Source organism: Telluria sp. LT1R51-2, assembly GCF_059685775.1.
Window position 1 is genome coordinate 2,389,766 of sequence record NZ_JCASIM010000001.1, and the last position, 12,686, is coordinate 2,402,451.

9 protein-coding genes are annotated in these 12,686 nt (G+C 65.7%); all 9 read left to right on the forward strand.

Going from position 1 to position 12,686, the window contains the following annotated elements; translation table 11 throughout:
• Positions 1–11: 11 nt before the first annotated feature.
• The 9 genes from AC56LH_RS10385 (at position 12) to AC56LH_RS10425 (ending at position 12,629) form a co-directional block, all read left to right on the forward strand.
• A complete protein-coding gene (locus tag AC56LH_RS10385) occupies positions 12–671 on the forward strand; it encodes a response regulator (RefSeq protein WP_499645873.1) in 660 nt (219 codons plus the stop codon).
• Between the two features lie 13 nt (positions 672–684).
• Entirely contained in the window at positions 685–2,295 is a 1,611-nt protein-coding gene (locus AC56LH_RS10390) for a sensor histidine kinase (protein WP_499645874.1), read from the forward strand.
• A 272-nt stretch (positions 2,296–2,567) separates the two neighbouring features.
• Positions 2,568–4,157: a sensor histidine kinase gene (locus AC56LH_RS10395; RefSeq protein WP_499645875.1), complete on the forward strand. Its 1,590-nt coding sequence runs from the start codon at positions 2,568–2,570 to the stop codon at positions 4,155–4,157.
• Positions 4,158–4,613: 456 nt separating this feature from the next.
• A complete protein-coding gene (locus AC56LH_RS10400) occupies positions 4,614–5,090 on the forward strand; it encodes a MarR family winged helix-turn-helix transcriptional regulator (RefSeq protein WP_499645876.1) in 477 nt (158 codons plus the stop codon).
• On the forward strand, positions 5,087–5,932 hold the full coding sequence (locus tag AC56LH_RS10405) for a CPBP family intramembrane glutamic endopeptidase (RefSeq protein WP_499645877.1): 846 nt from the start codon (positions 5,087–5,089) through the stop codon (positions 5,930–5,932). The genes AC56LH_RS10400 and AC56LH_RS10405 overlap by 4 nt, the downstream gene beginning before the upstream one ends.
• A 163-nt stretch (positions 5,933–6,095) precedes the next feature.
• The gene (locus AC56LH_RS10410) at positions 6,096–7,310 is read left to right on the forward strand and encodes an efflux RND transporter periplasmic adaptor subunit (protein ID WP_499645878.1); all 1,215 of its coding nucleotides are present in this window, start codon (positions 6,096–6,098) and stop codon (positions 7,308–7,310) included.
• 6 nt (positions 7,311–7,316) lie between these two features.
• Complete coding sequence (locus AC56LH_RS10415) at positions 7,317–10,490, forward strand: efflux RND transporter permease subunit (protein WP_499645879.1); 3,174 nt, start codon at positions 7,317–7,319, stop codon at positions 10,488–10,490.
• Between the two features lie 7 nt (positions 10,491–10,497).
• Positions 10,498–11,178 (forward strand): response regulator transcription factor, encoded by a 681-nt coding sequence (locus AC56LH_RS10420; RefSeq protein WP_499645880.1) that lies wholly within the window; start codon positions 10,498–10,500, stop codon positions 11,176–11,178.
• A 14-nt stretch (positions 11,179–11,192) separates the two neighbouring features.
• Positions 11,193–12,629 (forward strand): ATP-binding protein, encoded by a 1,437-nt coding sequence (locus AC56LH_RS10425; RefSeq protein WP_499645881.1) that lies wholly within the window; start codon positions 11,193–11,195, stop codon positions 12,627–12,629.
• Positions 12,630–12,686 lie beyond the last annotated feature (57 nt).

Here is a 12,686-nt window from a genome sequence, read left to right on the forward strand (position 1 = left end):
AATTCTATTACATGATATCGCACAGCAGCCCAGCGCCGGCGCCGGCCGACCCCGCTTCAGCAGAAGTCTGCTCGACCAAGGAGGCCGCGAGCCTGCTCGGCGTGTCGCACCGGACCGTGCAACTCTGGGTCGAAAGCGGCGTGCTGCAAGCCTGGAAAACCGCCGGCGGTCACCGCCGTATTCTTCTCACATCGGTGCACCGCCTGGTCGCGCAGCGCAATCATGCGGTAACTGGCGGTCACCCTGCGCCAGCGCCCAATGTCAGGCCGGCGCCCGCCGGCCGGCGCATCGTGATGGCCGACGACGATGCCACCCTGCTGCGCCTGTACGAGCTGGAAATCTCTGGCTGGGGCCTGGCTGCGCAGCTGATCAAGGCGCGCGATGGCTTCGACGCGCTGATCCGGATCGGCGAAGCCCGGCCCGACCTCTTGATCAGCGACCTGAACATGCCGGGCATGGATGGTTTCCGGATGGTGCGCACGCTGCGCGCCGACCCGCGCTACCGCAGCATGGCCATCATCGTCATCAGCGGACTCGATCGGGCGACGATCACGTCGATGGGTCTGCCCGATGACATCCCGGTATTTTCCAAGCCGGTGCGCTTTCCTGAATTGCGCGACCGGATCGAACACATCTTCAGTGACATGGACGCGGCGGCGACGCCGGACTGACAGGACCCAGATCATGCACACCAAGCCGGACCGACGCCCACTGGTTGCCCCGACTTCGGCTGCGCTGCATGCCGTTCCCCAGTCCGACCAGGCACGTGTGCTCGCGCTGCACGAGCTGGCCCTGCTGGATACCCCGCCCGAAGAACGGTTCGACCGCATCACGCGTCTGGCCTGCCGCCTGCTCGGCGTGCCCATCTCGCTGATCGCCCTGGTCGACGCCGACCGCCAGTGGTTCAAGTCGCGCGTCGGTATCGACCTGCACGAAACCACACGCGTGACCTCGTTCTGCACCCACACGATCCATCATGAAGACGGCCTGGTCGTCGATGACGCGCGCCTCGATCCGCGTTTTGCCAACAACCCGTTCGTCACCGGTGCGCCCGACGTGCGCTTCTATGCGGGCATTCCACTGGCCGCGCCGGACGGCAGCCCGGTCGGCGCACTGTGCGTGATCGACACCCAGGTACGCCATTTCGATGACGAACAGATGGCCACGCTGCGCGACCTGGCCGCCATCGCCGGGGACGAGCTGCGTGCGCGGCCGGCAGGTCGCCCCGCCCCCGAAGGCTGGGAAAAGGCGCTGGTGGCCCACCTGCCCGACGGCATCCTGATGCTCAATGCGCAAGGCAATATCGTGGCCGCCAACCCGGCAGCCGAATCGCTGTTCGGCGCCAGTGGCCCGATGCTCACCGGCCGGCCGCTGCGCGAATTGATGGACGAAGACCTGTTGCGCCGGCGCCGCACGGGCCAGCTGCGCGAAGGCACGCGCTACGAGGCGCTGGCGCGGCGCCTGGATGGCAGCCGCTTCCCGATCGAGTTTTCCTACTGCCGCATGACGTGGGCGGCGCGCCCGAAGTTTGCCGTGACGGTGCGCGACATTTCGCAGCGGCGCGCCGCCGAAGAGCGCAACCGCGCGACCGATGAGCGGCGCCGGCGCCATTTCGCGACGGCCACCCACGAACTGCGCACACCGATGTCGAGCGTGCTGGGCTTTTCGGAATTGCTGCTCAAGCGCGAGTTCGATCCCGTTGTCAGCCGCGAACTGGTCGAGATCATCCACCGCGAATCGGCCCGCCTGGTCAGCCTGGTGAACCAGCTGCTCGATCTGGCGCGCATCGAAGCGGGCGGCATCGACGAGCTACGGATCGACGCCGTCCCGGTGGCCGATCTGGTGACGCGGACGCTGGCATGCCTGGAAGGCCTCGGCCAGGCGCACCGTGTCAGTACCGACATCGTGCCCGGTCTGCCACCGCTGGCGGCAGACGCCCAGAAGATGCAGCAGGCGCTGACCAACATCGTCAGCAACAGCATCAAGTATTCTGCGCCCGGCACACCGATTTCACTGAGCGCCGCGCCCGAACAATGGGGCGAGCGGCCAATGGTGGCGATCTGCGTGCGCGACCGCGGTATCGGGATGACACCCCAGCAGCAGGCCCAGGTCTTCGAGGCTTTCTATCGGGCGGATGGCGATTCGGCGGCGCCAGGCAGTGGCCTGGGGCTGACGATCCTGAAGGAGATCGTCGATCTGCACGGCGGGCGTATTGCGCTCGAATCCGAACTCGGCGTGGGCACCGATGTCACGCTCTACCTGCCCGTGGCGGGCGGACAGGATGGCGCAGCCTAGGCGCGCCGGTCACGCAGCTGTTGCAGGTGCTCATCGCGCGTTACCAGACACAGCGGTTTGTCTTGACAGTCCAATGTGAACCGGTAAAATCAGCACGCATGAAAATTGCCACTTATTAAGGCATCAGCGCACCTGCCGACGACCTGCCGGTCCGTTGTCCTCACGCGACACGCGGCCGGGCGCCACGGCGTGTCCCTGACCAAGCCGGCGCCACCCTGCCTGACGCAGTGACATCGGCATTCCCTGGCTCCCGAGACGATCCCGCACACCCCATGATGAACGAGACGCCGCAACACACCCGCCCTACCTCCGCCCCCCTGCCGCCGGACGAAGCCCGGCGCCACGAAGTGCTGCTCGACCTGAATCTGCTCGACACGCCGCCGCAAGCCTCGTTCGATCGCATCACGCGCATGGCGACGCACCTGTTCAAGGTGCCCATCGCGCTCGTGAGCCTGATCGACACCGATCGCCAGTGGTTCAAGTCGCGCGTCGGCCTGGCGCTGACCGAGACACCCCGCTCGGTATCGTTCTGCGCCCACGCCATCCTGCAGGACGACGTGATGGTCGTGCAGGATGCCAGTGCCGACCCGCGTTTCGCGGACAATCCGCTGGTGCGCGGCGAGACGGCGGCGCGCTTCTATGCCGGTGCGCCGATCGATGTCGGCGACGGCGTGCGCATCGGCACGCTGTGCATCATCGACACCGCGCCGCGCGTATTCTCGGACGCCGACCGCGCGCTGCTGCGCGACCTGGCAGGCATGGTGGCCGGCGAAATCGCCACGATCGAACTGCGCGCTGCCTGCGACCGGGAACGCAGCAGCGCACGCGCACTGCGCACGTTGCTCGAACACCTGCCCGACGCCGTGCTGCTGCTCGACGCCGGGGGCCGGATCCAGTCGTGCAATCCGGCAGCCGAGGCGTTGTTCGGCTCGCCCTGCGCCGTCCTGACTGGCCAGTCGTCGGCCGTCCTGATCGGCATGGCGCCGCAGGTGGTCAAGCGCCATGAGGGCAATGCCCGGCGTGTGAACGGCAGCAGTTTTGCCGCCGAGATCTCGATCGCGGCGATGACGCTCGACGACCATGTGCACCTGGTGGCGACCGTACGCGACATGGACAGCCTGCGCGCGGAACGCGAACGGGTGCGCGCTGCAAACCAGCGGCGCCACGATTACTTTCGCACCGCCAGCCACGAACTGCGCACGCCGATGGCCAGCATCCTCGGGTTTTCCGAGTTGCTCCTCAAGCGCGAGTTCGACGCCGCCACCGGCCGCGAGCTGATCGACATCATCCACCGCCAGGCCACGCGCCTGATCGCCCTGGTGAACCAGATGCTCGAGCTGGCCCGCATCGATGCGGGCGGCGCGGCACAGCTGCAGCCGACGCTGCTGGATCTACCCGATCTTATGGCCAGGATCAAGGGCGGGCTTGCCGATGATGCGCAAGCAGAACGGATTGCGCTGAGCATGGCGCCCGACCTGCCGCCCGTGACGGCGGACGCCGCGCGCGTGCAGCAGGCGCTGGGCCATATCGTGAGCAATGCACTGGCCTACTCGGCGCCGGACAGCGTCGTCGACGTGCGCATTTTGCAGCAGGAACGTGCCGGCCAGGCGGGCGCCGCGGTGCGGATCCGCGATCAGGGCGTGGGCATGACGCCGGAGCAGCGCAAGCAGGTTTGCGACGCGTTCTGGCGCGCCAACGCACTGCCCGACGTGCCGGGCAACGGCCTGGGCATGACCATCGTGCGCGAGATCGTCAGCGCGCATGGGGGCGTGATCGAGATCGTGTCGGCGCCGGGGGATGGTACTGAAGTTGCGTTGTGGTTGCCTGCGCGCGCCGGTGTCGGGGATGCAGCAGCTGTCTGATGCACGCGATTCTGGTGGGCGATGGCCAGGCCGGCCTGCGATTGCGGAGTGGCCCCAGTCGGCGCGCAGTGCGCAGCCGGCTGTCGCCACGCCTGTGCGGCGCCTCACCCATCTCCATGCACAGAGACCGGATGCCCCAGCCGTGAAACTGGCGCCACCAGCGCTTGCAACGGCGAGTGGCCGCAAGGGAATGCCCTCTTCCAGCAGCGCGTGAAGCGTGAAATACGCGGCGACACGCTTTTCTTGGGGATCGGGAAGGCTTAACCCTCCCCATGAACATTTCTGGTTCCCTGCGTGTTGACGCAGCCTGCGCCAGTAGCAATCGTTGACTGGATGCATGCATCAGGCTTCTGACAAGCTTCAGTCAATTTCATGAACAGCTTCAATTTTGCCTCGTCAAACAGCAGCGTTTGAAATTTATATAAGCGCTTATGTAAATGAGTGTATGATCAAAATATGAAACAAGGACTCGGCACCAAGTTGCGCCATCTTATCGAGCTGCTCGACGGCGCAGTGGCGGCTTCCTATACGGAGGCCGGCCTGAGCTACCGCCCGCGCTATACCCCCGTCATGCGCGCACTGGCGGTACGTGAGCCGCGCACTATTGGCGACATTGCCGCAAGTGCCGGCATCACGCAGCCGGCGGCAACGCAGACCCTTGCATTGATGCTGAAGGAAGAGCTTGTTATCCGCATGTCATCCGAAGATGGACGGCAAAAGCTGATCGGGTTGTCGGAACAAGGGCGCGCGCTGCTGCCACAACTGCAGCGCTGCTGGGCGGCGACGAATGCGGCCGCTGCGACGCTGGATGCAGATCTGGCATACCCGCTGTCGGAAGTATTGGCGCAAGCAATTGCTGCGCTGGAAGCACGACCGTTTGGCGCACGGATCCATGCCGCGCGCGAGCGAACCAACCACGAGGAGCTGTCATGAGTACCCAGCACTATGCCGTACCGTCCGCAATGCCGCTGCGCACCCGCATCCTGCACTATCCTTTGATCCTGGCGATCGTGGGCATCCTGGCGACAATCGTGCCGATGTTTGTCACGCTGGGTCTTACCGAAATTGTGCCAAAACCGCTGCGCCTCGGCTGGCCCATGCTGCTGTCGGCTGCTGTCGCGGTCGCTGGCTATCGCTGGTTTGTCATGCGTCTGGAACGCCGCCCGGTCACTGAGCTGGCTCTGGCTGGCGCGGGCCGTGAACTATGGCGCGGACTCGGCATCGGCGTACTGCTCGTCGTGGCGACATATTCGGTACTGCTGGCCAGTGGCGCCTTCATCATCACTGGCGCAGTGGCGCCGGGTGTGCTGCTGAAGCCTTTTCCCGAACAAGTCATGGTGGCCATCTTCGAGGAGATCGTGTTCCGCGCCATTGTCTTCGGCATGCTGCAGAAATTCTGGGGCACGAAAATTGCGTTGGGCGTGTCGACCGTGATTTTTGTTGTCGCCCACATGCCGAACGAAGGTTTCAGCGTGCTGGGCGCGGCGATGACGGCGGCGGCATCGCTTGCCCTCTCCGGCGCCTATCTGCTCTCTGGCCGTCTGTGGCTGCCGATCGGCCTGCATTTCGCATGGAATTTCTTGTGTGATGCCGTGTTCGCGGTTTCTGTCTCCGGCCATCCCGCTCGCGGCTGGCTTCAGGTATCGACAAGCGGTCCGGCATGGCTGTCCGGCGGGGATTACGGCATTGAAGGTTCCATCGTCACCGGCATCACCTGGTCCATGGCTGCCATCGCGCTGCTCGCGATCGCATACCGACGCGGTCACTGGCGCTGAGGCTATGGCTGAGGCTGAGGCTGAGGCTGAGGCTGAGGCTGAGGCTGGCAGCGCCAACATTAACGATATTTAACGAATTAGCCACCCACGTTTAAGCCTGCGCCGGGCATAGTCGAAGGTAGGGAACAATACGCTCTCCACCTTGCAAACGGATCCGACACCCATGCCCTCGATGACCCTTCCGCGCCGCCCGGCGCTGGCGACCGCCATAACGGCCGCCGCGCTGCTCTCAGCCTGCGGCAAAGACCCCAAGCCTGCCCCGCCAGCGGTGCCCGAAGTCGCCGTATTGACCATGGCCACCACGAACGTGGCGCTGAACATCGCCCTGCCCGGCCGTACGGCGCCGTTCCTGCTGGCCGAGGTCCGGGCCCGGGTCGACGGCATCGTGCAGGAGCGCCGCTTTACCGAGGGCGCCGACGTGCGCAAGGGCGAGCCGTTGTACCTGATCGATCCGGCGCCGTACCGCGCCGCCGTCAAGAGCGCCGAAGCCGAGCTGCAACGGGCGCAGGCGACGCTGGCCAGCAATGTCTCGCAACTGAACCGCAACCGCGTGCTGGTGAAAGAAAACGCGGTCAGCAAGCAGGAATTCGAGACCGCCGAGGCGGCGCAACTCGAAGCGGCGGCCGATGTCGCCGCTGCCAAGGCCGCACTGGACGTGGCCCGCATCAACCTCGGCTACACCACCGTGACCGCGCCGATCGCGGGCCGCAGCAGCGTGTCGGCCGTGACCCAGGGCGCGTATGTGCAGGGCGGCGCCGCCACCCTGATGACGACGATCCAGCAGATCGATCCGATGTACGTCGATCTGCAGCAGTCGAGCAGCGAAGGCCTGGCGCTGCGGCGCGAGATCGCCGCCGGCCGCGTGCGCATGGAAGGTACCGACGCCGCCAAGGTCAGCCTGCAACTGGAAGACGGCAGCACCTACACCCGCAGCGGCACGCTCGCATTTTCGGGCGTGACGGTCGACCAGGCCACCGGCTCGGTCACGCTGCGCGCGCGTTTCCCGAACCCCGACAAGCTGCTATTGCCCGGCATGTTCGTGCGCGCGAGCGTCAGCCAGGGTGTGCGTCAGGCGGTCATGCGCGTCCCCGCGACCGCCGTGACGCGCACGCCGCAGGGCACAGCCACCGTGATGGTCGTCGGCCAGGACAACAAGGTGGCACTGCGCACCGTGCGCACCGGCACGCTGGTCGATGGTTTCTGGCTCGTCGACGACGGCCTCAAAGCCGGCGAACGCGTGATCGTCAGCGGCGTGCAGAAGCTGCGCCCTGGCACCGTCGTCAAGGTCGCCGCAGCGCCGGCAGCACCGGCAGCGGCGCCCACAGCAGCGCCAGCAGCCACGGCGCCTGCCGCAGCCACCGCCGCGCGCCAGGAATAAACCAAGATGCCAAAGTATTTCATCAACCGGCCGATCTTCGCGATCGTCATTTCGCTGCTGATCATGCTGATCGGCGGCATTGCACTGCTCAAGATGCCGATCGAGCAGTATCCGCCCGTCTCGCCGCCATCGGTGCAGATCCAGGCGAGCTTCCCCGGCGCGTCGGCCGAGACCATGCAGAACACCGTGATCCAGGTGATCGAGCAGCAGATGACGGCGATCGACAACCTGCTGTACATGCAGTCGACCAGCGATGACACGGGCCAGTCCACGACGTCGCTGACGTTTGCTGCCGGCACCGACCCCGACATCGCCCAGGTCCAGGTGCAGAACAAGCTGCAGGCGGCGGTGCCGCGCCTGCCGAGCGAGGTCCAGCAATCGGGCCTGCGCGTGACCAAGTCAACGTCCGACTTCCTGATGGTGGCGGCGTTCGTCTCGGACGACGACAGCATGACCAAGTTCGACATCGCCAACTACGTCGCCTCGAACATCCAGGATCCCCTCTCGCGCATGCCGGGTGTGGGCAGCATGAACCTGTTCGGCACCCAGTACGCGATGCGCATCTGGCTCGACCCGGTCAAGCTGACAAGTTTTGCACTGACGCCGCTCGACGTGACGGACGCGATCCGCGCGCAGAACGTGCAGATCTCGGGCGGCCAGCTGGGCGGCACGCCGGCGGTCCAGGGCCAGACCCTGAGCGCCACCATCAACCAGGCGACGATGCTGCGCACGCCCGAGGAATTCAAGCGCATCCTGGTCAAGGTCCAGCCGGATGGCTCGTCGGTCCGTATCGGCGACGTCGCGCGCGTGGCGCTGGGGCCTGAAAACTACAACGTCGACGTGCGCTACAACGGCAAGTCGGCATCGGGCCTGGGCATCCAGCTCGCGCCAAACGCGAATGCACTCGACACCGCGGAAGCGGTGCGCGCACGCTTGACAGAGCTGGGCGAATTCTTCCCGCCCGGCCTGCGCACCGTGTATCCGAACGACGTCACGCCCTTCATCGAAACATCGATCAAGGGCGTGACCCACACACTGATCGAGGGCATCGTGCTGGTGTTCCTGGTGATGTACCTGTTCCTGCAAAACTTCCGCGCCACCCTGATCCCGTCGATCACGGTGCCGGTGGTGTTGCTTGGCACGTTCGGCATCATGTCGGGGCTGGGCTTTACCATCAATACGCTGTCGATGTTCGGCCTGGTGCTGTCCATTGGCCTGCTGGTCGACGATGCGATCGTGGTGGTGGAAAACGTCGAACGCGTGATGCACGAAGACGGCCTGCCGCCGAAAGAGGCGACGATCAAGGCCATGAGCCAGATCACCAGTGCGCTGATCGGCGTGGCCCTCGTGCTGTCGGCCGTGTTCGTGCCGGTGGCCTTCTCGAGCGGCACGGTCGGCGCGATCTACCGCGAATTCTCGCTGACGGTCGTGGCCTCGATGCTGCTGTCGGCGTTCATCGCGCTGACGCTCACGCCGGCGCTGTGCGCCACGATGCTCAAGCCGGTCGATCCGGATCACCATGAAAAGAAGGGTTTCTTCGGCTGGTTCAATCGCTCGTTCGATGCCACCCGCGACCGCTACCTAGGCGGCGTGACGCGTATCCTGGGCCGCCGCGCGCTGTGGATGGTGGTATATCTGGTGCTGGTCGGCGCCGTCATCGCCCTGTTCATGCGTCTGCCCGGCGGCTTCCTGCCGAAGGAAGACCAGGGCTATATGTTCGTCCAGGTGCAGACGCCGGCCGGCAGCACCCAGGAAACGACGGGGCGCGTGCTGGAAGAAATCAGCCAGTATCTGCTGAAGGAAGAATCGGCAGTGGTCGAAGCCACCTTCATGACCAATGGCGCGAGCCAGCCGCAGCGCGGCCAGAATCAGGGCCGCCTGTTCGTGCGCCTGAAGACCTGGGACGAGCGCAAGGACGAGGCGCTGGGTGTGTCGGCGCTGGCCAACCGGATCGCGGCGCGCTACGCCAACTACCAGGGCGCGACCATCAACACGGTCGAACCGCCATCGATCCGCGGCCTGGGTTCGGCCAACGGCTTCTCGCTGCAGCTGCAGGACCGCGGTGGCCTGGGGCACGACGCGCTGGCCAAGGCACGTGACCAGCTGCTCGAACTGGCGCGCAAGGAACCGAACCTGCAGCGCGTGCGCTTCACGGGTCAGGCCGACAACGCCACCTACAAGATCGACATCGACCGCGAAAAGGCCGCCGCGCTGGGCGTGAACCTGACCGAAGTCGACCAAACCTTCTCGACGGCCTGGGGCTCGCGCTACATCAACAACTTCCTCGACACGGACAACCGCATCAAGCGCGTGTACGTGCAGGCCGATGCCCAGTTCCGCATGAACCCGGACGACATCAAGCTGCTCTACGCGCGCAACGGCGCCGGCGAGATGGTGCCGTTTTCGAGCTTCGCCAGTGCGCGCTGGGCCTGGGGTTCGCCGGCGATGGCGCGCTACAACGGCATCGAGTCGGCCGAAATCTTGGGCCAGCCGGCGCCAGGCTTCAGTTCCGGCGAGGCGATGGCGATCATGGAGCGCCTGGTGGGCGAACTGCCGGAAGGCATCGGCTTCGAATGGAGCGGCATCTCGCTGCAGGAGTCGCAAGCCGGCTCGCAGGCACCGCTCTTGTATGCGCTGTCGATCCTGGTTGTGTTCCTGTGCCTGGCCGCGCTGTATGAAAGCTGGGCGATCCCGATCTCGGTCATCATGGTGGTGCCGGTCGGTATTCTCGGGGCCCTGAGCGCGGCAACGGCCTTCGGCATGGAAAACGACGTGTTCTTCCAGGTGGGCCTGTTGACCACCATCGGCCTGTCGGCCAAGAATGCGATCCTGATCGTCGAATTCGCACGCGAACTGCAGATGCAGGGGATGGGCATTGTCGAAGCGGCGCTCGAATCGGCCAAGGTGCGACTGCGTCCGATCATCATGACATCGATGGCGTTCATCCTGGGCGTGCTGCCGCTGGCGTTGTCGAGCGGCGCCGGTTCGGGCAGCCAGAACGCGCTGGGCATCGGCGTCATCGGCGGCATGCTGACCGCGACGTTCCTGGCCACGTTCCTGATTCCGCTGTTCTACGTGATCGTCGCGTCGCGGGCCAAGACGCCGACGCATATCGATGACACACCGGCCGACGGCGAGGCGGTCGCGGAAACGTCTGAACCGCAGCCGCAAGCGCATTGAGGTCGCCGTGAAACTGCTCGTCATCGAAGACAACGAGCGCGTCGCGCGCTTCGTCACCAAAGGCCTGAGCGAAGCCGGGCATACAGTCGACCATGCGGACAATGGCCGCGACGGCATGGTCTACGCCGTCACCGAGCCGTATGACGCGATCGTCATGGACCGCATGCTGCCCGGCGGGATCGATGGTCTGGCGCTCATCGAAACGCTGCGCCAGCAGGGCAACCGGGTGCCGATCCTGATCCTGAGTGCGCTGGATGGCGTGGACGACCGCATCCGCGGCCTGCGCGCCGGTGGCGACGACTACCTGACCAAGCCGTTCGCGTTCGGTGAACTGCTCGCGCGCCTGGACGCGCTGCTGCGCCGCTCGCAAAGCCAGGCCGTCGAAACCGTCATGACGCTGGGCGACCTGAGTGTCGACATGCTGGCGCACCGCGTCACGCGCGCCGGCAAGCAACTGGCGCTGCAGCCGCGCGAATTCAAGCTGCTGGCCTATCTGCTGCGCCATGCCAACCAGGTCGTCACGCGCACGATGCTGCTCGAGAACGTGTGGGATTACCACTTCGACCCGCAAACCAATGTCATCGATGTCCACATCAGCAAGCTGCGGCAAAAGATCGACGCCGGCTTTCCTTCGGCCCTTCTGCGCACGGTGCGCAATGCCGGCTACATGCTGACCGACCAGCCTTGACCAAGGCGTACACCATGCTCAGGCTGCCCAGTTTTTCCGCCCGCACGATCGCCATCGGTTATGGCCTCGTGACGCTGCTGGTGCTGGCGATGTTCGCCGGGCCGCTATGGTACGCGTGGCATACCAATATCGGCGAGGTGCGCAGTCAGCTGCTCAAGTCCGACGCGCAGCACCTGAGCAACCTGTTCATCCGCCAGGGCCCGCCCGCGCTGGCCGCCGCGATTGACAGCCAGGTCCACGGCGTGAACGACGGCGTGCGCAAGATCATGCTGTTCGTTGCGCCCGACGGCGCCAAGCTGGCGGGGAACCTGCAGGCCTGGCCCGAGGGTGTACCGAACCGCGATGGCCTGTGCCGGGTGACGATCGTGGTCGACGACGTACCGCGCAACGTGGAGCTAGTGCGCGTGACGCTGGAAGACGGCTACCGGCTGCTCGTGGCCAGCAACCTGAACCGCTTCCAGAAGCTCGAACGCCTGTTCGGATATGGCTTGCTTGGGTGCGCGATCACGGTGCTGCTCAGCGCCGCGCTGGGTGGGCTGATGATCCGCCGCGCACTGCTGGGCCGCATGCAGGGCATCAGCGACACCACTGCCTCGATCATCGAAGGCAAGCTGTCGCACCGCCTGGTCGAACCGGGCGATGGCGACGAGCTGCAGCAACTGACGCGCACCGTGAACCGCATGCTCGACCAGATCGAGCATCTGGTAACCGGCGTGCAGGATGTCTCGAACGCGATTGCGCACGACCTGCGCACACCGCTGTCCGAACTGCGTGCACGGCTCGAGGAACTGTCAGTGGCACGGCCGGCGCCGGACGAGACCTTCGTCGAGATCGATGCTGCGATCGATGATGTCGACCGCGTGATGGGCATCTTCAATGCCTTGCTGCGGCTGGCCGAAATCGACAGCGGCAGCCGGCGTGGCGGTTTCGTGGACGTCGACCTGGCGGCGCTGGGCGCCGAAGTGACCGAGTTCTATGCGCCAGTCGCCGAACTGAAGGACATCGCGCTGGGCTTTGACGGCCCGCACGACCTGCATGTGGTGGGCGACCCGGTGCTGCTGGCGCAGGCGCTGGGCAATATGGTCGATAACGCATTGAAGTATGCGCCAGTGCGCGGCGCGATCGCGATCTCTGCGCAGCGCATCGATGCCGACACCGTGCAGATCGTCGTGGCCGACAACGGCCCCGGCATCCCGGTGCACGAACGCACGCGCGTCATCGAGCGCTTCTACCGGGTGGACGCGAGCCGCGGCACGCCGGGTGTGGGGCTGGGCCTGAGCGTGGTCTCGGCGGTGGCGCGGCTGCATGGCGGCACCTTGACGCTGGCCGATAACCATCCCGGGCTGCGGGCCACGCTGCTTATCGGCGCCATGACGCCGGCGGCTTCGGCGTCGACCTCGGCACGAGCTTCGGGTTCGGCTTCGGGTTCAACGTCGACCTCTGGCGCCTGACCTGCCGGCCACATTTGCGCTACAGTGTGGCCTTTATTGGCGCCCTATTCTGTCGGG